This is a genomic window from Streptomyces sp. x-19 (genome assembly GCF_046549115.1).
Classification (GTDB): domain Bacteria; phylum Actinomycetota; class Actinomycetes; order Streptomycetales; family Streptomycetaceae; genus Streptomyces; species Streptomyces albulus_C.
The window spans coordinates 16,303-37,956 of record NZ_JAJPWK010000004.1; the positions used below are offsets into that span (position 1 = coordinate 16,303).

14 protein-coding genes are annotated in these 21,654 nt (G+C 74.6%); all 14 read right to left on the bottom strand.

Annotated features, from left to right (window positions below; all coding sequences use genetic code 11):
- Window positions 1-8: 8 nt before the first annotated feature.
- Window positions 9-329, bottom strand: a complete 321-nt coding sequence (locus ACLJT4_RS12620; protein ID WP_411122388.1) for a hypothetical protein — start codon at window positions 327-329, stop codon at window positions 9-11.
- Window positions 326-3,376: an amino acid adenylation domain-containing protein gene (locus ACLJT4_RS12625; protein WP_411122389.1), complete on the bottom strand. Its 3,051-nt coding sequence runs from the start codon at window positions 3,374-3,376 to the stop codon at window positions 326-328. Before ACLJT4_RS12625 ends, ACLJT4_RS12620 begins: the two co-directional genes overlap by 4 nt.
- A gap of 44 nt (window positions 3,377-3,420) precedes the next feature.
- Entirely contained in the window at window positions 3,421-4,755 is a 1,335-nt protein-coding gene (locus ACLJT4_RS12630; RefSeq protein ID WP_411122390.1) for an MFS transporter, read from the bottom strand.
- On the bottom strand, window positions 4,752-5,006 hold the full coding sequence (locus ACLJT4_RS12635) for a phosphopantetheine-binding protein (protein ID WP_411122391.1): 255 nt from the start codon (window positions 5,004-5,006) through the stop codon (window positions 4,752-4,754). The genes ACLJT4_RS12630 and ACLJT4_RS12635 overlap by 4 nt, the downstream gene beginning before the upstream one ends.
- A 6-nt stretch (window positions 5,007-5,012) precedes the next feature.
- A complete protein-coding gene (locus ACLJT4_RS12640; RefSeq protein WP_411122392.1) occupies window positions 5,013-5,873 on the bottom strand; it encodes an acyl carrier protein in 861 nt (286 codons plus the stop codon).
- A 71-nt stretch (window positions 5,874-5,944) separates the two neighbouring features.
- Window positions 5,945-6,925, bottom strand: coding sequence for an acyl carrier protein (locus ACLJT4_RS12645; RefSeq protein ID WP_411122393.1), 981 nt, complete (start codon window positions 6,923-6,925; stop codon window positions 5,945-5,947).
- A complete protein-coding gene (locus tag ACLJT4_RS12650; RefSeq protein WP_411122394.1) occupies window positions 6,922-8,286 on the bottom strand; it encodes a condensation domain-containing protein in 1,365 nt (454 codons plus the stop codon). The genes ACLJT4_RS12645 and ACLJT4_RS12650 overlap by 4 nt, the downstream gene beginning before the upstream one ends.
- The gene (locus ACLJT4_RS12655) at window positions 8,283-9,314 is read right to left on the bottom strand and encodes a MupA/Atu3671 family FMN-dependent luciferase-like monooxygenase (protein ID WP_411122395.1); all 1,032 of its coding nucleotides are present in this window, start codon (window positions 9,312-9,314) and stop codon (window positions 8,283-8,285) included. Before ACLJT4_RS12655 ends, ACLJT4_RS12650 begins: the two co-directional genes overlap by 4 nt.
- 2 nt (window positions 9,315-9,316) lie before the next feature.
- On the bottom strand, window positions 9,317-14,083 hold the full coding sequence (locus tag ACLJT4_RS12660; RefSeq protein WP_411122396.1) for an SDR family oxidoreductase: 4,767 nt from the start codon (window positions 14,081-14,083) through the stop codon (window positions 9,317-9,319).
- Complete coding sequence (locus tag ACLJT4_RS12665; RefSeq protein WP_411122397.1) at window positions 14,076-16,052, bottom strand: non-ribosomal peptide synthetase; 1,977 nt, start codon at window positions 16,050-16,052, stop codon at window positions 14,076-14,078. Before ACLJT4_RS12665 ends, ACLJT4_RS12660 begins: the two co-directional genes overlap by 8 nt.
- Entirely contained in the window at window positions 16,049-17,068 is a 1,020-nt protein-coding gene (locus ACLJT4_RS12670) for a 3-hydroxyacyl-CoA dehydrogenase NAD-binding domain-containing protein (RefSeq protein WP_411122398.1), read from the bottom strand. The genes ACLJT4_RS12665 and ACLJT4_RS12670 overlap by 4 nt, the downstream gene beginning before the upstream one ends.
- Before the next feature lie 92 nt (window positions 17,069-17,160).
- A complete protein-coding gene (locus tag ACLJT4_RS12675; protein ID WP_411122399.1) occupies window positions 17,161-18,378 on the bottom strand; it encodes a Coenzyme F420 hydrogenase/dehydrogenase, beta subunit C-terminal domain in 1,218 nt (405 codons plus the stop codon).
- Window positions 18,375-19,694, bottom strand: coding sequence for an aminotransferase class III-fold pyridoxal phosphate-dependent enzyme (locus ACLJT4_RS12680; protein WP_411122400.1), 1,320 nt, complete (start codon window positions 19,692-19,694; stop codon window positions 18,375-18,377). The genes ACLJT4_RS12675 and ACLJT4_RS12680 overlap by 4 nt, the downstream gene beginning before the upstream one ends.
- The gene (locus tag ACLJT4_RS12685) at window positions 19,691-21,160 is read right to left on the bottom strand and encodes a 3-phosphoshikimate 1-carboxyvinyltransferase (protein WP_411122401.1); all 1,470 of its coding nucleotides are present in this window, start codon (window positions 21,158-21,160) and stop codon (window positions 19,691-19,693) included. Before ACLJT4_RS12685 ends, ACLJT4_RS12680 begins: the two co-directional genes overlap by 4 nt.
- Between the last annotated feature and the right edge of the window lie 494 nt (window positions 21,161-21,654).

The following is a 21,654-nucleotide window of genomic DNA, read 5'->3' on the forward strand; positions in this document are numbered from 1 at the left end:
ATGTGGCGTCAGGGTTCGTGTGACGTTCGTTCCTCCCGGCCGCCCGCGGCCTGGTCCGGGCGGCGGGTCATGCCGATCAGAAGCAGGGCCAGTTGGGCGCCGGCCGGCCCCAGTGCCTCGCGGTAGCCGCGCAGCACGGCGTTCTCCCGTGCCAGGTCGGTGCGCGGGAGGCCGGCCGCGCGGCGGGCGCCCTGGAGCAGCCGATCCTCGCGGACGCGCAGCTGGATCAGCCTGATGATGTCGCGGTCCAACTCGCGCAGGCGCTCGCCGTGCCGCTCGGGGTCCTGGTCGGCGGCTTCGCGGCGCGCGGGGGCGGGGCGCTCGCTCATGTGGGGTCCGCCCCGCCGGCCAGTTCCCGGAGCAGTCGCCGGTAGACCGCGGCCACCTCGGCGACGAACCGGGCGGGGGTGCCCGGTTGGTGTCCGAGCAGCACTTCCGCGCCGCCGTCGTCCTCCGGCCACACCTCCACCTCCAGTTCGTGCAGGGCGCGGTCGGACCGGGGCCCGACGAAGGCCGTCCGGCAGCCGTCGAGCACGAGGGGCTGGGGCGGGGCGCTCTGCACCGCGAACAGGGTCTGGAACAGCGGGTGTCGGGAGCGGTCCCGGGCCGGGTCGGCGGCCAGCCGCACGACCTCCTCGAACGGCACGTCCTGCGCGGCCAGCGCCGCGTGCACGCCCGCCAGGAGGGCGGGCACCCGGTCCGCCGTGCCGTCGCCGGCCGGGCGCATCCGGAAGCAGACGACGTCGATGAGGCAGCCGACGGCGTCGGCGGTGTCGGGGTGGTAGCGCTTGGCGAGCGGGGCGCCGATCGCCAGGTCGCGGTCGCCGGAGACGGCGGCGAGCGCCTCGGCGTAGGCGGCCAGCGCGACCGCGAAGCGGGTGCTGCCCCAGCCGTGGGCGCGGGCCTCCAGCGCGGCCCAGTCGGCGGCCGGAATCCGGAAGGTGGGCCCGGGTGGTGCGTCGCCGGCGGCCGGTCCCGGGACGGTGAGCGGCGGTACGCCGGTCAACTCCGCGCGCCAGAAGGCGCGCTGCTCGGCCAGCGCGGCCCCGTTCACCTGGGCCCGGGCACCGGCGAGGACGGCCGCCAGCGCGGGCGGCGGCGCGGTGTCCGGTGCGCGGTGCCGCAGGCGGGCGGCGTAGGCCGCCGACAGGTCGTCGGCCAAGGGGCGGACGGAACCGCCGTCGAAGGCGATGTGGTGGAGGACGAGTCCCAGCAGCCATTCGCGGCCGGACGCCAGAGGTGCGACGGCGCAGCGCCAGTTCTCGCCGGCGGCGATGTCCAGGGGGCGCCCGAGTTCCCTGCGGATCGCCAGCAGACCCGTTTCCTGGTCCGGGGCCGGGGCCAGTTGGATCGTCGGCACCGGCGTGAGCGGCCCGTCGAGGAGCGCGACGGGCCGTCGGTCGAAGACGTAGCGGGCGTGCAGGGCCTGGTGGCGCCGGTGCACGTCCGCCAGCGCGGCCCGGAACGCGCCGGGGACGAAGCCCCCGCTCGCCCGCCAGATCAGCTCGCAGTGGGACGAGGTGTCGGTCGGGTCCAGCTGTTGTGCGTAGAGGAAGCCGTTCTGCGCGGGCAACAGCGGCAGCGGCTCCCCGGGGGCCGGCCGGTCGGGATCCTCCGGGGCGCCCGCCCGGGCCTCGATCCAGTGCGCCAACTCCCTTACGGTCGGGCCGGCGATGAGCACGGAGGCCGGTACCGGGACGCCGGTGCGCGCGCCGATCCGCACGCACAGGCGGGCGCCGTCCAGTGAGTCCCCGCCCAGTGCGAAGAAGGAGGCGTCGTGCGGAACGGCTCCCCCGGTTCCCAGGGTTTCGGCGAAGGCGTGCGCCACCTGGCCGGTGACCGAGGTGTCGTCGGGGCGGGGGCCAGGGGCGGTCGGGGTTCGGGGGCCGGTGGGCCGCGTCACCAGTTCCAGGAGCGCGTCGGTGTCCAACTTGCCGTTGCGGGTCAACGGGAACGTGTCCACGGCGGCGAGGGCCCGGGGCACCAGGTACTCCGGCAGCCAGGCGGCCAGGGCGTCGCGGACCGTGTCCGCCGGCACCGGCGCTCCCGCCGCCGGGGTGTACGCGGCGGCCAGCCCCACGCAGACGCCCCGTTCCATGAGGGGGACGACGACGCAGCGGCCGACGCCCGGGAGCGCGGCGATCCGGGCCTCCACCTCACCGGGTTCGATGCGGTGCCCGCGCACCTTGACCTGCCGGTCGGCCCGGCCGGCGTAGTGCAGCACGCCGTCGGCCGAGAAGTGGCCGAGGTCCCCGGTGCGGTAGATCCGGCGCGGGCCGTCGGGGGCGATCTCGATGTCGGTGAAGCTCTTCGCGGTCTGGGCGGGATCGGCCAGGTAGCCGTTGGCGAGGCCGGCGCCGGCCACGCAGATCTCGCCGGTGCTGCCCGGCGGGCACGGCCGCGACCGCTCGTCCAGGACGAACACCTCGGTACGGGCCACCGGGCGGCCCACGGGGATCTCACCACCCGCGGTGCAGTCGGCGGGCGTGATCCGGTGGGTCGTGGTGAAGACGGTGGACTCGACGGGCCCGTACCCGTTCACCAGCGCGGTGTCGGGGTGCGCGGCGACGAAGCGGTGGACGTGCGCGGGCGAGAGCCGTTCGCCGCCCACCAACAACTGCCGCACGCCGTCGAAGCAGCCGAGGTCCTCCTCGACGAGCATGTGGAAGATCGAGGCGGTGAGCCAGAGGGTGTTGAGTCCGGCGTTGCGGACGAGGGTGCGGAGCGCGTCCGCGGTCAGGTAGGGCTCGTCGACCAGCACGCTGGTGCCGCCGCCCAGCAGCATCGACCAGAGTTCCAGCGAGGCGGCGTCCCAGGGCAGCGGGGCGGCCTGCGGCATGACCGTGCCGGGGCCGACGCTCATGAAGCGGGCCGGGGCGAACAGCCGGACCGTGCCGGCGTGCGGGGACAACACCCCCTTGGGACGGCCGGTGCTGCCCGAGGTGAAGAAGAGGCACGCGGTGTCCGACTCCCGGACCGGCGGCACGTCGAGGTCCACGGCGGGACCGGCGGCCACCGCTCCCAGATCGGCTTCGGGGACCCACACCGGGCGTGACCAGCCCTGCGCGTGGGACGGGGCCGCGGCGAGCAGCGGAGCGTCGGTCCGCGCCACCAGCTGCGCCACCCGGGAGCGGGGCCAGCGCGGGTCCAGGGCCGCGTAGGCGGCACCGCGTTTGAGCACCGCGAGCACGGTCGCGACGAACCGCGGTGACCGCGGCATCAGTACCGGCACCACGTCACCGGGGCCCACGCCGGCGCGGGCGAGTTCGGCCGCGAAGGCGTCCGAGGCCCGTTCCAGCGTCCGGTAGCTGACGGTGGTGTCCCGGTGGATCAGCGCGGGGGCGTCCGGTCGTTCGGCGGCGCGCTGCCGGAACACGCCGTGGATCGTACCCCCGTGGTGTCCGCTGCCCGGTCGGTCCGTCATCGCACCCCTCCACCTTTCACGTGCTCCAGTCGGTCCGGTGCCCCGGGCGTCTCCTCGGTGCGCGCGTCGGGGGCCGCCCGGGGCGCCACGGGCACCGTCGACGCCTTCCGGCCCAGTCGCAGCGCGCCCCCGACGCACGCCAGACAGCCCAGTCCCAGGACGACCGGCAGCAGCCAGGCGTGAGTGCCGGTCAGCAGCCGTCCGCCCAGCAGCGGGCCGAGCACCAGGCCCGCGGACATCGCCGCCGAGTAGGCGCCGTTGTACCGGCCGCGCAGCGCTTCGGGGGCCAGGCCGTTGACGAGCGTGGGCAGTGCGACGGCCAGCAGCGCCTCGCCGACGGCGAAGACCGCCAGCGCGCCGACGACCAGGGCGGCTTCGAGGGCCGGCCGTCCGCTGGTCATCGCCAGGAGGAGCAGCAGCCAGCAGCCGGCCCAGCTGGTGGCCGTGGCGGCGAGCAGTGCGGCGGGCCCGGTCCGGGAGATCCGGGTGACGGCCAGGGCCTGGATGAGCACGATGCAGCAGGTGTTGGCCACGAACGCCCAGGCCATGACGCGGGCGTCCAGGCCCTGGACCGCGACCAGTCCCGGGATGCTGGACTCCAGTTGGCCGTAGCCGACCACCATGAGCGCGAGGGTCAGTGCCAGGACCTTGAGCAGCTGGCGGTCACGCAGCACCGCACCGTAGCCCCGCCCGGCGACGTCGGCCGTGCGGCCGGGGACCGGGCGGGTCGGCCCCGCCGACCGCGGCCTGCCGACGGCGGCCACCAGCAACGCCCCGGCCATCAGGAACGACAGCCCGTCGGTCACGTACAGCCACTGGAAACGGCCGGGGTCGGCGGTCGAGGCGAAGAGGCCGCCCAGCACGCCGCCGAGTCCGACGCCGGCGTTGAGCGCGACGAACTGCAGGCCGAAGGCGGCGGCGCGGGTCCGGCCCTCGGTGCTGCCGGCGATGACGACGTTCCACACGGAGAGCATCGCGCCGTAGGCCAGCCCGTAGAGCGAGCCGGCGAGGACGGCGCCCCACACCGTCGTCACCAGTGCGAAGCCGCCGGTGCCGACGGCTGCGGTGGCCATGGCCAGGGCCGCCGTGCGGCGGATGCCGGAGCCGTCGGCGAGGCGGCCCGCGAGCGGGCCGCCGACCAGCGACGCGAGCGCGATGACCGAGATGACGGCGGTGGCGGTGCCCACCGACAGTCCGCGCACCCGGGTCAGGTACAGGACGAGGAAGGGCTGTACGAGTCCGGTGCCCACCGAGCTGATCAGGTTGGCGCCCATCACCACCCGCGTGCGGGGCGGCAGTGTGCCCAGGGCGGCCACAGACTCCCACTTCATGACCGAACGGCTCCCCCGCCGTCGATGACCGCGGCGCCGACCCCGCCCAGGGTGGCGTCCGCCACGACCGCACTCAGCCCCAGGGGGATCCCGAACTCCTCGCGCAGTCGCTGCACCAGGGCCATGGCCTGGAGGGACGTGCCGCCCAGGGCGAAGAAATCGTCCTCGACGCCGATCGCCGTGTCAGGCGCCAGGTCCGGTCCCAGGATCTCCCGCCAGATCGCGGCGATCCTCTCCTCGACAGGTGACATGCTGTTTCATTCCTCCACGGCGCGTAGCAGAACGGCGGCCAGGTGTGCCGCACTTGAGCCCAGCAGGGCGACCACGGGGTACGCCGACCTCGTGGTGCCCGCCTCCGTACGATCGGTGAGATTGATCAGCGGATCGCTGCCCAGGCAGTGCGCGATCCGGCCCACGTTGTCCTGGTAGAGCTGGCGGGGTGCGAAGCCGGCCTCGCCCAGGAACGCCTGGAGGACGTCCGCTGCGAGGTTGCTCGCCAGGACCGCGGAGACGTCGCCCGGCGTCACCCCGGTGGCCGACCAGAGCTCCCGAAAAAGCTCCTGATAGGTCATCAGTTGAGCTTGCAGGCGTTGGGCGGCCGGTCCCGGTCCGACGAGGTCGTAGCAGACCTGGCGGGCGCCGCCGACGAACTCCCACCCGTACCGCCGGCCGGAGACGACGGCCGCGGCGGCCCCGTCGCTCCCCACCGCCGCACCGCCGAGCAGGACCCGGCTGCCCGGCTCCGCCGTGCGCACCAGGTCACCCGAGGCCACCGCCACGGTCCGGGCCGCCCCCGACGTCACCAGCGCCGCGGCGACGGCGAGGGCCGCCGTCGCGGTGGAGCAGTCGGCGAGACCGAGCGCCAGCGGATAGGCGTGGCGCATCCCCAGCTCGTCCAGCAGTGCGGCGACGGCGGTCTGGGACGCGTCGCCCCCGGGCAGCGACTCGGTGGCGAACAGCACGGTGTCCACCGCCGCCGGGGGCGTCCGCGCCGCGGCCAACGCGTCGCGCAGGGCCGGGCGCAGCAGGTCCAGCACGCCGCCCCGGGCGAGCCGGTACTCGTCGAACGCGGAGGCGCGGCGCGGTGGTTCGGCCGCGTACTCCGGCAGGTCGGCCACCTTGCGGCGCTCCTCGCCCAGTGCGGCGGCGCAACCGTTCAGGTAGGCGCGGCCGGCCGGGCCGTGGCCGTTCAGGGCGCTCCCTCCGAGGCGTCCGGCAGGGGCCGCCCGCCCAGCAGTACGGCGGCCAGGTGCGAGATGCCCGCGCCGAGCAGCACCAGGTGGCCGTCGTCGGTGCCGTGCGCGGTCCGCGCGCCGGCCGGGTCCGTGCCGGCGAGCCGGTCTGCGAGGTCGATCAGCGGATCGCTGCCCAGGCAGTGCGCGATCCGTCCGACGTTGTCGAGCACCAGCTTGTCGCCGCCGTGGCCGACGTCGGAGAGGTAGATCTCCAGCACCATGCGGGCGAAGTGGCTGGGCAGTACGGCGCGGACGTCCTCGGGCCGGTGCGGGTGGTGCGCCGCCAGGCGGGCGAACAGTTCCCGGTGGGCGGTGACCTTCGCGGTCAGCTCCTGCCGCGCCCCGCCGCCGGAAGCCGTCGGGGGCGAGGTGTGATGGGCCATTCCCAGCACCGGCAGGCCGGCGGCGGTGGCCGACACCAGTGCCGAGGCGGCCGCGTCGCTGGCGATGGCCACGCCGCCGGCCACCACCCGGTCGCCGCCGGCGGCGAGGTCGGCCAGGTCTCCGGAGACGACCAGGACGTGCCGGGCGCTGCCGTCCCGGACGAGGGACGCCGCGGTGCCGAGGGCGGCCATGGCGGTGGCGCAGTCCATCAGGCCGAGGGTGCTCGCCGTGGCCCGGGTCAGTCCGGTCTCGGTGAGGAGTTCGGCGACGTCGCGCTGTGCCGCGCGGCCGTGCGGCAGCGAGTCGGTGGCGAGCAGCACGAGGTCGACCTCGTCGCCCGGGACGCCGGCCTCGCCCAGGGTGCGTTGGACGGCGGCGGCCATCAGCTCCACGACGGGCGCGTCCGACCAGCGGTAGGTGTCGAACCCGGCCGCGGGGGCGGTCAGTTCGGCGGCGATCGCGGGATCCGCCTGGAGCTCGGGGAGGTCGGCCACGGGCTCGGCGTACTCGCCCAGCTCGTACGCCGGGGCACAGAGCCGTGGGGTGATCATGCGGGTTCCCCCTTGCCGGGTTCGGCCCGGGCGGCTTCCTCGGCGGCCTGCTGGGCGAGCGCGGTGAACCGCTCGACGATGCGCCGCGCGGTGCCCTCCTCGTACAGCTCGGTGTCGTACTCCAGCCAGCCCTGTGCCCCGTCCGGGCCGGGGTAGACGGCGAGCGTGAGGTCGTAGCGGGCGGTGCCCTTGTCCAGGTCGGCGGTGGTCACGCGGGCGCCCTGGATCTCGCGGGTGGCCTCCCCCAGGTTGTCGAAGACGAAGACGGCGTCCAGGAGCGGGTGGGTGCCCGGCACCCGGCGCCGCTCGGTGATCAGCTCACCGGGGTAGGCGGCGTGGGCGAGTTGGGCCCTGGTGGCCGCGCCGGCCGCCCGGGTGCGCGCGGCGTGCGAGCCGTCCCCGGCGTCGCGCAGTCGCACCGGCAGCACGTTGAGCAGGTAGCCGACGACGTCGGTGCTGCCGGGCCGGTCCCGGCCGGCGGTGAACGTGCCGAGCAGCACGTCGTCGCGACCGCCGTGCTCGGCGAGCGCGGCCCAGGCGACGGCGAGCCAGCCGGCGTAGGCGGTGGTCGCCGCACGCTGGGCCGCCGTCAGGATGCCGTCGGCGACCGTGCGGGAGAGCGCGAAGTCCACCCGGGCGCCCGCCCGGCCGGTGCCCTCGGAGCGCGGTCGGTCGGCCGGCAGCGGCGGCGGGGCGTCGGCGACCTCGGACGCCCAGTGCGCGGCGGCCGCCCGGCCCGCGGCGCTGGCCAGCCAGCCGCGTTGGTCGCGGGCGGCGTCGCGGAAGGGCGGTGCCGCCGCCGGGTCGGTGTCCGCGGGCCGGGCCAGTTCGTCCAGCAGCAGTTCGAAGGACCAGGCGTCGAAGACGAGGTTGGGCACCACGACCAGCAGCCATGCCTCGTCGGCCGTCGCCCCTTCGGCGAGGGCCACTCGCAACAGCGGGCCGTGCGCCAGGTCGAACGGTTCGGCGGCCAGCTCGCGGGCGAGCGCGTGGGCGGCGTCGGCCCCCGCACAGCGGGTGCGGACCAGTCGCGGCGGCAGTTCCTCCCGCACGACGGGACGGACGCCGGTCCCGTCCGCCGCGGTGCCGTCGAAGGTGGTGCGCAGCGCCTCGTGGGCGGCCGCGAAGCCGCGCACCCGCTCGGCGAGCAGGTCGAGGTCGACGGGCGCGCCGGTGAGGTGGACGGCCTGGCAGACCACGTCCACCGGGCGTTCGCCCACCCACTGCCTGGTGCGCCACAGGCGCAGCTGACTGGGTGTCAACTGCTGTGCGGCGCGGCGGGCTTCGGGCAGTCGGCTGCGGAGCAGGGCCCGTTGTTCGGGGGTGAGGGCGGCGAGGCGGGCCGTGAGGTCGGCGGTCATGCGTAGCGCCTCCGGAGTTCGTTGAGGTGGCTGAGGCTCTCCACGACGAGGGATTCGTCGACGCCGAAGTCGATCAGGCAGGCGATCTCGTTCACGCCCATGCCCTGGAAGCGGTCGACGACCTTCGTGCAGGAGTCCGGCGTGCCGAGCAGCGCGCCCTTCTCGAAGTACTTGTCGAAGGCGAACTTGATCAGTTCGTCCTGGTCGCCGGCCGAGATGTCGCGGACGCCCGCGCCCGGGGCGAGGTTCTTCTTCTGGGAGTCGATGACGGTGAAGAACGACCGCAGGTAGTCGCTGAACGGCGGCCAGACCGTCTCCCGCACCTCCTCCAGGTCGGTGCCGATGAAGGTGTGCAGCATCAGCGTGACCGTGGTGCCCTCGGGGTCGTGTCCGTACTGTTCGAGGGTCGCGTAGTAGAGGGCGAGCTTCTCCTCCAGCTCCTCGTTGGTCATGTCGATGAGCGCGGTCAGCACGTTGCAGCCGAGCCGGCCCGCGGTCTCGAAGGTCTCGGCGCTCTTGGTGCAGGTCAGCCAGATGGGCAGTTCGGGCTGTACGGGCTGCGGGTGCAGTTCCACCTCGACGTGGTTGCCCAGGCCGTCCTGGACGTAGACCGGTGCCCCCTCCCACAGTTCGCGCAGGGTGGTGACCGCTTCGAAGGTGCGCTGCCTGCGGTCCTGCCAGCCGTCCGGTTTGATGGCGAAGTCCAGCGGGCTGAAGCCGGTGGCCAGGGCGATGCCGGCGCGGCCGCGGGAGAGGTTGTCGACCACCGACCACTCCTCGGCGACCCGGATCGGGCTGTGCAGCGGCAGGATGACGCTGCCGGCGCGGATCTGCAACCGCTGGGTGGTCATCGCCAGGCCGGCGCCGAGCACCGAGGGGTTGGGGTAGAGGCCGCCGAAGCGGTGGAAGTGCCGCTCCGGGGTCCAGATCGCGGTGAAGCCGTTCTCGTCCGCGTAGCGGGCCGCGTCGAGCACGAAGCGGTACTTGTTCTTCTCGTCACCGGAGAAGAAGATCAGACTGAAGTCCACGGTCAGTGCTCCTGTTCCTGCTGGGCGGTTGCCTGTTGGGCCTCGGCCAGCAGGCGTTCGACCTCGTCCGGATCGAGCGCGGCCAGCTCCGCGGCCAACGCCTCGACGTCGTCGTCGGCCGCCGCCGCTCCCTGGGTGCGGGCGTCGATCCGCTCCTGCACGAAGCGGGCCAGCGCCCTGGGTGTCGGCTCGCCGAGCACGTCGGCGAGCGGCACCTCGGCCGAGAACTGGTCCCGGACGTCCGACAGCAACCGCACGATCAGCAGCGAATCGCCGCCGAACTCGAAGATGTCGCCGTCCAGCGGCATGTCCTCGCGGCCCAGCGCGCCGCGCACCAACCGTGCGACCTGTTCGGTCAGATCGTCCGCGTCGCCATCGGGTCCGTCGCCGGCCGCGGCCGCGGCCGCCGTGCCGCCGGTGGTGGGCCGGGCGATCCGCTCGTCGCGCACCCACTGGTCCAGCCGGTGGGCGACGTCCCAGGTCGAGACGGCGACGTGGGAGACGTCGCGCAGCGTCAACAGCCGGCGTACGGCCTCCAGTCCCTCCTCGGGCTGGATCGCCTTGTCGTCCATGCTGCGGCCGATCGCGGAGATCGCCCGCTTCTCGTCCTGGTGGTGCTGCCAGACGTCCCAGGCTGCGCTGATCCACACCGTGCGGTCCAGACCGCGGTTGGCGCGCTCCGCGGCGACGTCCATGAAGTGGTTGGCGGCGCCGTAGCCGAGCAGCCGCAGCCCGCCGAGCACGCCGGCCAGTGAGGACAGCAGCAGGCAGAAGTCGACCGGGTGGTCGGCGAGAACCTTCTCCAGGGCGATCTGGCCGTGTGCCTTGGGCGCGAAGTGCCATTGGCACTGCTCGACGCTGGCCGCGGTGATCGCCCGGTCCCACTGCTCGCTGGGCAGGCCGGCCGCGTGCACCACCCCGTCCAGCGCGCCGAAGTGACCGGTGACCTGCTCGACGGCGGTGCGCAGCGCGTCCTCGTCGGCCACGTCGGCGTGGACCAGCAACGGTTCGGGGCCCTCGGCGGCCAGCGCCCGCAGCCGGGTCATCCGCAGGGCCGTCGGGTCGTCCGCCTCGTGCTCGGCGAGCCAGGCGTCCCACGTCTCGCGCGGCGGCAGCGGATCGCGGGTGAGCAGCGCGAGGCGGGCGCCGGGGCACTCGCGGCGCAGCCAGTGCGCGAGGGTGGAGCCGATCTCGCCGAGCCCGCCGGTGATCAGGTAGACGCCGCCGTCGCGCAGCCGGGAGGTGGCCTTGGCGGTCCAGTCGGCGCGTACGGGTTCCAGGTCGGCGATCCAGCGGGTGGCGCCGCGCAGGGTGGTGGCGACCTCGGGGCGGCGCCGTCCGGCCAGTTCGGCGGCGAGGGTGCGCAGCGACCGGTCGTCGGGGGTGCCGGGGAGGTCGAAGTGGCGGGAGCCGATGTTGCCGTGTTCCTGGCCGATGACCCGGGCGGCGACGGCGAGCGGGGCCAGTTCGGCGGCCGGTTCGGGCTCGGCCGGGCTGAGGGCGTAGGCGCCGGCGCTGATCAGGTCGAGTTGCAGGGGGTGCGTGACGCCGTGCGCGCTGACCGCCTTGACCAGGGCTATCAGGCTGTAGACACCGTGCCGTTGGGCCTGTTCGAAGCGTTCCTTGCCGCGTTCCGCGGGCAGCGGGGCGGTGGACCAGGCGTGCACGATGCGGTCCGGGAGCCGTTCTTCGGCGAGGAGGTCGCCGACGAGCCGGGTGTGGTCCTCCTCGGAGTCCGGCCGGATCGTCCAGGTGTCGCCGTCGCGGGCGTAGTCGGTGCCGGCGGTGACGGTGAGCACCTCGCCCGCGAAGGCGTGCCGGGCCAGCCGCGCGGCGGTGCCGCCGGCGTCGGCGAACAGCAGGACCGGGTCGGCGAGCGGTTCGGGGGTCGCGTCGAGGGTGCCGACGGCCTGCCGCCACACGGGCGTGGAGAACCACTCGTCGAGCGGCAGTTTGCGCACCGCCCCGGGAGTGCCGCCGGTTCCGGTGAGCGGGCCGCTGCCGGGCTCGACCCAGTAGCGGGTCCCCTCGAACGGGTAGGTGGGCAGCGGTACCCGGGCCCGGCCGCGGTCGGCGTAGTAGCCCTGCCAGTCCACGGTGAGGCCGGCGGCCCACAACCGGCCGAGCGCGGCGGTCACGGCCGTCAGGTCGGCGCCCGCGTCCCGGCCGCGGGCCGCGGAGGTGAGGACCGGCACGCCGGTCTCGCGGTCCGGGTGCCGGCGGGTGAAGGTGGCCAGCGTCTGGCCGGGACCGACCTCGACGAAGACGTGCCCGTCGTCGGCGGCCAGGACCGTGCCGAGGCAGTCGGCGAACTGCACCGTCGCACGCAGGTGCCCGCCCCAGTACTCGGGGTCCTGTGCCTCCTCGTCGCGGATCCAGGTCCCGGTGCGGTTGGAGAGGAACGGGATCTGCGGGCGGTGGAGTTCGACGCCGCGCAGCACCTCGGTGAACGGGCCGACCGCGGGGTCCATCATCGCCGAGTGGAAGGCGTGCGAGGTGACGACCTTGCGGTGGGCGACGCCGTCGGCGGTCAGCCGGGTGGTCAGCTCGCGGACGGCGTCCTTGGTGCCGGCGACGGTGCACACGGCCGGTTCGTTGACCGCGGCGAGTGCGACGTCGCCGCCTTCGAGGTACGGGGTCAGTTCCGCGGGCGAGAGCATCACCGCGGCCATCACCCCGCCGGGCAGTTCGTCCATCAGCCGGCCGCGCTCGGCGACGACCCGGAGCGCGTCGGGCAGCCGGAACACCCCGGCGAGGGTGGCGGCCACGTACTCGCCGACGCTGTGGCCGATCAGGGCGCTCGGGCGCACGCCCCACGCCGACCACTGCCGGGCGAGCGCGTACTCGACCGCGAACAGGGCGGGCTGGGTCAGGCGGGTGCGGCCCAGGTCGTGCGGTGCGCCGCGGTAGCCGCGCAGGCGGGGGTAGAGGGCGTCCCGCAGGTCCAGGCCGAGGTGCGGGGCGAGGAGTTCGGCGCAGGCGTCCAGTTCGGCGCGGAAGACCGGCAGGTGCGCGTACCAGCCCTCGCCCATGCCGGGGTGTTGGGCGCCCTGGCCCGGGAAGAGCAGGACCACCGGGCGGTCGGCGGGCTGGCCGGAATCCTGGTGGGTGTGGCGCGGATCGGCGGTGCGCAGGGCGCGTACGGCGGTCGCCCGGTCGGGGGCGGTGACCACGGCGCGGTAGTTGAAGGTGCGGCGGCCGGTGGCGAGGGTGTGCGCGGTGTCGTCGAGGGCGGTGTCGTCCGGCGCGGCGTCGTCGGCCGCGGGACCGGGCTGCGGGGCGAGCGCTTCCAGGTGGTCGGCCAATGCCTGGCGTGCGGTCTCCAGCGCGGCCGGGGACTTGGCGGAGACCGGCAGCAGCACCACCGGCGGTGCGGGCTGGGCGTCCCGGGCGGCGGGGTCCGCCGCGGGGGCCTCCTCCAGGACGACGTGCGCGGTGGTGCCGCCCATGCCGGTGGAGGTGAGGGCGCAGCGCAGCGGTCCGCCGTCCACGGACCGCCACGGCTCGGTGCGCGTGCCGACGCGGAAGCGGGTGCCCGCCACGGCGCACTGCGGGTTCCACTCGGTGAAGTGCGGGGTGGGGACCAGTGTGCGGTGGTGCAGCATCAGGACGCACTTGATCAGCGCGGTGACGCCGGCCGCGGTGCTGAGGTGGCCGAGGTTGGCCTTGACCGACCCGATGGTCAGCGGTGGCGCGTCGGCCACGTCGTAGGACTGTGCCGCGGCGGCCAGTTCGATGGGGTCGCCCATCGCCGTGCCGGTGCCGTGGGCCTCCAGGTAGCTGACGGTCGCGGGGTCCACGTCGGCCACCGCGAGCGCCTCGGCCAGGACGGCGGCCTGCCCGGCGACGCCCGGTGCGGGGTAGCCGACCCGGTCGGCGCCGTCGTTGCCGACCGCGGAGCCGCGCAGCACCGCCCAGACGGTGTCGCCCTCGGCGAGCGCGTCCTCCAGGCGCTTGAGGACGACGACGCCGAGGCCGTTGCCGAACAGCGTGCCGTCGGCCGCCGCGTCGAAGGGGCGGACGCTGCCGGTCGCCGAGGTGATCCCGTCGGTCTCGTGGAGGTAGCCGGCGTCCTGCGGGAAGCGCAGCGCCACCCCGCCGGCCAGTGCCGCGTCGCATTCCTGCGCCAGCAGGCTCTGCACGGCCAGGTGGACGGCGACCAGCGAGGTCGAGCAGGCGGTCTGCACCGAGATGCTCGGCCCGGTGAGGTTGAGGTGGTACGAGGCCCTGGTGGCGAGGTAGTTGGGGTCGTTGCCCATGAGGGTGGCGAGGTCCTCGCGCATCTTCGGCAGCGAGCCGTTGAAGCCGCGTTCGCCGGTCAGCACGTTGTGCAGGAGGTAGGTGCTGGTCAGCGCGCCGGCGAAGACGCCGACGCGGCCGGGGTACTGCTCGGAGTCGTGGCCGCTGTGCTCCAGCGCGGACCAGGCGGACTGGAGGAAGAGCCGCAGTTGCGGGTCCATCCGTTCGGCCTCGCGGGCGCTGAGGTAGAAGAACGAGGCGTCGAAGAGGTCGACGTCGTCCAGGACCGAAGCGCGCGGGACGTAACGGGGGTTGGTGAACGTCTCCGGAGCCACTCCGGAGGCGCGCAGCCGCTCCTCGTCGACGTCGGTGAGGTGGTCGGTGCCCGCCACCAGGTTGCGCCAGAACTCGTCGTGGTTCCGCGCTCCGGGCAGCCGGCAGTCCAGGCCGACGATGGCGATCCGGCCGTCGGGCACGGTGTCGGCGGGGGTCGCCGTGGCGGCCGTCGCACCGCGGGGACGGTCAGTCACAAGTGCCTCCTGTTTGCCGGTCGTTCGGGGTCGGTGGGGCCGTGCGGGTACGGGCGGCGGCGCGACGGCCGCCGTGGGCGGTACGGCGGCGGGCCCCGCGGGCGGCGCCCGCCCGGGAGTCCGACCGTTCGGCGCCGCCGAGGAGCGCGACCAGGCTGCGGAGGGTGGGCGCCCGGTAGAGGTCGGTCATCCGCAGGTCGGGGGCGACGGTGCGGGTGAGGCGTTCGTGCACGGTGGCCATCCGCAGCGAGGTGCCGCCCAGGTCGAAGAAGTTGTCGTCCGGGCCGACGGTGCCGACGTCCAGTGCCTCGCACCAGGCCGCGGCCACCGCCCGGGTCAGCGGACCGGCGCCCGCCGGTGCGGGACCGTCGCCCGCACCGGTGGGCCGGCCCGGGTCCGTCGCACGGTGCGGATGCGGCAGCGCGGCGCGGTCGATCTTGTGATTGGGCGTCAGCGGCAGGGCCGTCAGGAAGACGTACGCGGTGGGGACGGCGTGGGCGGGCAGCACGCCCCGCAGTGCGGCGCGCAGCGCGGACGGCTCGGGGCGGGTGGTGTCGGTGGTCACCAGGTAGGCGGCGAGCTGCCGTTCGCCCAGCCGGTCGTCGAACGGCATCACGACCGCCTCGCGCACCTGCGGGAGGTCCTTCAGCGCGCTCTCCACCTCCCCGGTCTCCACCCGGATCCCGGAGATCTTCACCTGGAAGTCGCGCCGCCCGATCAGCAGCAGCGTGCCGTCGTCGAGCCGCCGGGCGAGGTCGCCGGTGCGGTAGGTCCGGCCGTCCGCGACGGCGCCCGGCGCGAGGTACCGGCTCGCGACGACGATCTCGCCCTCACCCGGTCCCGGCACCGTGCGCCCCTCGGCGTCCTCCAGGCGCACCTCCGTCTCCGGGACCGGGTGCCCGAGCGGGAACACCCCGGTGGGCGGGCGGTAGTTCCGGTCGGCGACGCGCAGCAGGGCGCAGGAGCACTCGGTGGAGCCGTAGGCCCCGGCGACCCGGCAGTGCGCCCCGAAGGACCGTCGGGCGGCGTCGAGGTCGGCGAGGTGCAGGGTGTCGCCGCCGAGGGCGAGCATCCGCATGGCGGGGAGTTCGGTGGCACGCGACTCCATGGCCCGCACCAGGGCGCGGAAGACGGGGAGCGTGGAGTGGTAGACCGTGACGCGTTCGGCGGCCATCCAGTCCAGCAGCCCGGTGATGCCGAGGGACTTCAGGTCGACCGGGTACAGCGCGGCCCCGTTGAGCAGGGCGGCGAAGGTGTCCTGGACCGCGGAGTCCCAGCTGTAGGCGGACTGCAGGGTGACCCGGTCCAGCGGGCCGATGCCCAGGCCGTCGGTCCAGACCCGGGTGTGGTGCAGGACGTTGCGGTGGAGCTGCGCGACGGGCTTGGGCCGCCCGGTGGAACCGGAGGTGTAGAGGACGTACGCCTCGCCGTCCGGCCGTACCGGGACCTCCGCTGCCCCGTGCGTGGGGGCCGCGCCGGCTCCGTCCGCCCGCGCCCGGGCGTCCGCGTCCGTCGGGACCAGGTCCTCGTACGCCAACACCGGCCGCTGCCCGGCCAGTCGACCGGCGAGCGGTGCGTTGTCCGCGAGGGCGACCAGCGCCCGCGCGTCGGCGTCGTCGGCCATGAAACGGAGCCGGTCCTCGGGGTAGGAGGCGTCCAGCGGGACGTAGGACATGCCGGCCCTCAGCACGCCGAGCAGGGCCGCGATCATCTCGGCGCCGTGCGAGAACAGCAGGCCGATCCGGTCACCGGGCCGCAGGCCCGCCGTGCGCAGCGCGGTGGCGATCCGGGCGGCGCGCCAGGCGGTCTCGCGGTAGGTCCAACGGGCCTCGGGGGTGACCACGGCCTCGCGCGCGGGGTGCGCCGCGACCTGCTCCAGGAAACGGTGGACGAGGGTGCCCGCCTGCTCGGCGGCGGGGAACGGCCGGTGTCCCGTGCCCGCTTCGGGCACCAGGGCGGCGGGCGTCACGACGTCGCGCTCCCCTCGTGCGGGCCGTAGTGGAGGAGGACGGCGGGGTGCGCGGGCCGCTCGCGCAGTCCCGCGTACGCCTCCGCCGCGCGCTCCAGCGGCAGTCGCGGCAGGTTCATCGCACGGGGGCGGACGGCTCCGATGTCGATCAGGTCCAGGGCCCGTTGGAGGTTCTCGGTGACCGTGCCCTCGCCGGGTGGGGCGGTCACGTCGCGCAGCCCGCGGGCGTACGCGGCGTCCCGGTAGCCGGCGCCGCAGCGGGCGGCGTAGCGGATGTCGAGGTTGCCGAGTTCCACGCTGAAGTCGATGTGGGCGGCGAAGCGGCCCACGCCGACCAGTCGCGGCCGGCCCGGCGCCCGGTCCGCCCAGCGGGCCGCCGCGGCGATCACCCCGCCCGCGTCGCCGGTCCCGCAGAGGAACACGCACCGGCCGCCCGTCGTAGGCGTGGGGTGCGGCTCCGCCGCGAGGAAGTGGTCGCCGTCGGCGGCGGCCAGGCCGAGTGCCGCCGCGGTGCGCAGCCGCTCGGGCCGGAGGTCGATCAGGGTGACCGGTACGCCGCGGGCCGCCGCGGTCTGGGCGACCAACTGCCCGACCATGCCCGCGCCGACCACGACCACCTCGTCGTCCGGTTCCAGCACCGACCGGTCCACCGCGTGCACGGCGGTGGCCGCCAGGCCCGCCACGACGGCGTCCGCCAGGTCCAGGTCGTGCGGGACGCGCCGGCACAACCGGTAGGGCACGGTGACCGCCTCACTGTGCACGGCCTCGCCCCAGCCCATCGCGATGACCCGGTCCCCGGGGGCGAAGCCGGGTGCCTGCGGGCCGACCGCGTCGACCACACCGGCCGAGCAGTAGCCGAGCGGGAACCGTTCGCCGGTCCGCGCGCTGCGGTCCAGGTAGTGCAGTTCGGTGCCCGGACTGACCAGGCTCCACTCGGCGCGCACGCGCAGTTCCCCGCGCCCCGGCGGCTCCCGCCGCACCCGCTCCATGACGGGTTGGGCGGAGCCGTCCGCCACCAACTGCCTTACGAATAAGGGACGTTCCCCGGGTCCTGGGGCGGCCTGCGGATTCGATGCCGCGCTGCCCGCCGGGGTTCCCCGCACCGCCGTCACCTGTCCCCCTCCCCTTCCGGAGCCGCGATCCACTTCTCGTCCGGCACGATCTCCAGCTCCTCCTGATACCCCGGTATCGGCCCCAGCGGAACCGGCTTGCCGGAGCGTTCGTAGGTCGCCCGCCGGTTGCGCTTGCGCTCCAGGCCGAGGTTGAGCCCGGCCAGGTCCACCGGCGTGTGGCTGAGCAGTCCGTGTTCCCGCGCTTCGGCGACCGCTTCGGCGCCGGCCGCCGTGCGGATGAACACCCTTCCGTGCTTGGGCTGTTCGGCGCCGGTCACGCTCGCGGCGAAGATGTTCGGGTCGCCGTCGCTGACGCTGACGTCGGCCAGCCCGGACATCCAGTCGCCGCAGGACAGGCAGCGGTGCGTCTTGTTCCCCGCGAAGTCCCGCACCGCGCGCCAGAACTCCACCCGGTGGTCGGCACCGTCGTCGGTGCGGATGGCGATGTCGCCGGGGTACGCGCCCTCGCGGTAACGCAGCCGGACCACGGAGTCCAGCGGGACGCCCGCCCGTTCGCGGATCACGTCGGCGGTGCCTTCGGGGCGGGTGCTGGAGGAACAGGCGGGTTCGACGAGTAGCACCACTTTCGCGCGCGCCCACCGCCCCGCCTCGGTGTCCAGCGCCTGGAGCTTGCGCATCGCCTGGATGTGGCAGGCCACCCCGGACATGGCGATCCGGGTCTCGGGCTCCTCCAGCATGAGCGGACGCAACGCCCCGAGATACGGGGCGAGTTGATAGGTGGACTGGGCGGTTTCCACCAGCTCGGCCGGATCGCGCAGGACGGCCGGTGCGGCCCGCCAGGGTTCCTTCTCGTCCCGCCCCATCGAGAGCACCGCCGAGACGCCCAGCCGGTGCATCGCGGTCTGCAACAAGGCCGTGAGGCTGCCCCCGCTGGCGGACGCCTCGTAGACGTCGGCATCCACGGCGTGGCCGGCGACCACCTCGGAGAAGACCCCGACCCAGCGTTCGCCCGGGGTGCGGGTGCGGCCGAACAGTCGCTCCTCGCTCTCCGGGGTCCCGGGGTCGGCGCCCGGGCAGACGTCCAGGCAGTCGGAGCAGTCCGCACAGTCGGTGGCGGTCCAGGAATCGGCGGTGAGCACGGGGTCCAGCCCGTCGAACCCGATCACCGCGGCCGGGCAGGCCAGTTGACAGGCCCCGCACACGGTGCACAGTCCCGGCTCCAGCACGTCCTGCGCAAGCTGTTGGAACGTCATATTCGCCCGCTCCCGTCGTGCCGCCCGGCCTGCGCCACGGCCACGCCGATCCGCTCGGTCAGCCAGCGGTGTTCCGCCTCGTCCAGCAGGGCCGGCGGCACGATCTTGACTGTGGCGCCCTCCGGGCCGCCGCCGAATAGCAGCAGCCGTTCCCGCAGCGCGGCACCGGTGACGGCCTTGGCCAGTGCCGGGTCGAACCGCCCGTCGCGCACGCAGTCGAAGGCGGCCAGCGCCCCCACGGCCCGGACGGCACTCATCCACGGATGGTCGGCGGCCAGCGCCGCGAGGTCGGCCCGCAGCCGTTCCCCGAGCGCCTGCGCCCGGCCCGCCACGTCCTGTCGCACGACGACGTCCACCACGGCCGCGGCCGCGGCGCAGGAGAGCGGGTGGCCGGAGAAGGTGGAGGTCTGCACGCTCGGCGGCAGCGCGTCCAGCACCGCCCGCTCCCCCACCACCGCGGCGATCGGGAAGCCGTTGCCGAGGGTCTTGCCGAGCAGCGTCAGGTCCGGGCACTCGGTCATCAGCTCGGCGGTGAACAGCCGCCCGGCCCGCCCCAGGCCCGTGTAGATCTCGTCCAGCACGAGCAGTGCGCCCCGGGCGTGCGTCTGGCGGGCGATCTCGTCGAGGATCCCGGCGGCCACCGGGAGCACGCCCTCGGTCACCTGGACGGGCTCCAGCACCACCGCCGCGGTGCCCCCGTGCGCGTCGGCGGCGTCCAGTGCGGCGGCGAGGTCGGCGGCGAAGCGGGCCGGGCCGTCGGCCGGCTCGCCCGTGCGCGGATCGGGCAGTGCGGCGGTGACGACCTGGTCCGGTTGCGGTGCGCTGTAGGTCTTGAACTCCGAACGCCAGGTCAGGGCCAGCGCGCCGGCGGTCTTGCCGTGGTAGCCGTGCCGGAACGTCACCACCGCCTGGTGCCCGGTGGCGGCCCGGGCGATCTTCAACGCGGATTCCACCGCCTCGGCCCCGGTCGCGGTGGGCAGGACAGCCGGTTCCCGGTACGGGGACAGCGCTCCGATCCGCTCGACCAGCCGCGTACGGGCGTCGGAGCCGACCTTGCAGCCGGTGTGGGTCAGGCGGTTGAGCTGGGCGATCGCGGCGGCCGTGACGTCCGGGTGCTGGTGGCCGAGGGTCGCCGCGCCGCTGCCGGAGGTGCCGTCGAACCAGGCGGTGCCGTCCTCGGTGCGCAGCCAGGGGCCGCTGCCGGTGCTGAAGTCCGGGCCGAGGGTGCTGCCGGTGGACCGCGCCTCCACGGCGCCGGGGCGGCCGTCCGCCCTCTGGGGTGAGCCGGTCGCCGCGTCGGACGCTAAGTCGGTCATTGCTGGCTGTCCTCCACGATCCGTGCGCCGACGGCCCGTTGCACATCGGCGAAGTCGGGAAATGACGTGTGGTGGCAGGCGCCGCCGTGCACCGTGGTGCGCCCGGGCAGGCTCGTCGCGAGGGTCGCGGCGGCCATGGCGATGCGGTGGTCCTCGAAGCTGGGCACGGTCCCGGCGCGCAGCGGCGCGCCGCCGGTCACGGTCAGCCCGTCCGCCGCCACCTCGACCCGGGCCCCGAACGCGGCGACCATGCGGGCGGTCGTCGTCAGCCGGTCGGTCTCCTTGAAGCGCAGCTCCTCGGCGCACCCGATCCATGACGTGCCGGGCAGGCGGGCGGCGACCGCGGCGAGCAGGGGGACCTCGTCGATCAGCGCGTGCAGCACGGCGGGCTCGTCGACCCGCACCGACTCCAGACCGTCCAGGCCGCCCCCGGCGACCACCGTGCCGGTCGGTTCACCGCCGCTGGTGCTGCGTTCGTCCTCGTAGGAGATGCCGGCACCGGCCCGCCGCAGCACCTCGAAGAAACCCAACCGGGTCGGGTTGAGGCCGACACCCGGCACCCGCAACTCGCTGCCGTCACCCCACAGCAGATGGGCCGCCACGGGGTACGCCGCGAGGGAGGGGTCGGCGGGGACGTCGATGACGGGCGGGACGGTGAACGGTCCGCCGTCCCAGGTGAGGGTTGGCCCGTGTTCGTGCAGCCCCCCGCCGAAGGCGGCGAGCATCCGTTCGGTGTGGTCGCGCGAGCGGACGGGATGGCGCACGGTGGCCGCCAGGCCCGCTGCGGCCACCGCGAGCAGCACCGCGGACCGGGCCTGCGCGCTGCCCACGGTCAGCTCGACCGCCCCGGGCCGGCACACCGGTCCGCGCACCACCACGGGTAATCGCCCGCGCTCTCCCAAGTAGTCTATTTCCGCGCCGAGTTGGCGCAGCGGATCGACGATCCACGCCATCGGCCGGTGGCGCAGCACGTCGTCGCCGTCCACCACCGCCCGGGTTCCGGTCCCGGCCAGCATCCCGATCAGCAGCCGCGCCGCGGCGCTCGATCCGCCGGTCTCCAGATACGGCACGTCCGCGGGCCAGGAGATGCGGTGGGGGTGGTCGCGCACCTCCTGCGGGACGGGTGCGGCACCCCGACGCACGACGAGCGTGCCACCGCCGTCGTCGTCCACGCGCAGTCCCAGCGCGCGCAGCGCTGGCAGCAGCGCCCGGACGGCACCGCCCAAGTTGGCGTTGCGAACGGTCAGATGGGCGGGTGCACCGGGCAACAGGGCGGCCAGTAGCGCCCGGTGGCTCACCGATTTGTCGCCCGGCACCGTGACGGTCCATGGACTGGAGTGGCGTGACGCACGGCCGCCGTCGACCACGAGGTGCGCGGCATTGGTGGCCGGTCTGTCGAATTCCCCGGGACCGTCGTAGACGGTTTCCTGGGGCGCTTCGCGCACGCCCTTCCCGGTTTCAGGCACACCAAGCTCCTTTTCCTGGGCCCTTACGGCCCCGGGCAGTCGACCGCACGGTGCCTCGCGTCGATTCACACCTGCGCTGTGCGCACCCAGCACTCCGAAGCGGTCGCCGAATGAGGAGAGGAGAAACCCCCTTCCGGAAGGGGGGCTGGACACACGTGGACACGGTGGAATCGTGTGACGACACCGGCGTCCGCACTGTTCGGCAACCCGGGGTGGTCTCCCCGGCGCATTCGACTCAACCATCCCCGCCGAGCGAATGTCAACGAATCGTGGATCACTCCCCGTCGACCTGCTGGTCCGTCATAAACAGCGGGAAATGCGCCACTTCCCCTGGGCATGAACTCGTAATCACCCAAAATCTCGAAGGATTCCAAGGTGGCCCGAGCGGACAGCCGCGCCGCCCGATACACACCGACGGGCACCCCGCCGCCGACGCCGGACGTGCGCTTCCCCTTGGATCCGGTGGGCCGCGACGGGCGCACGAAAATGCCGCC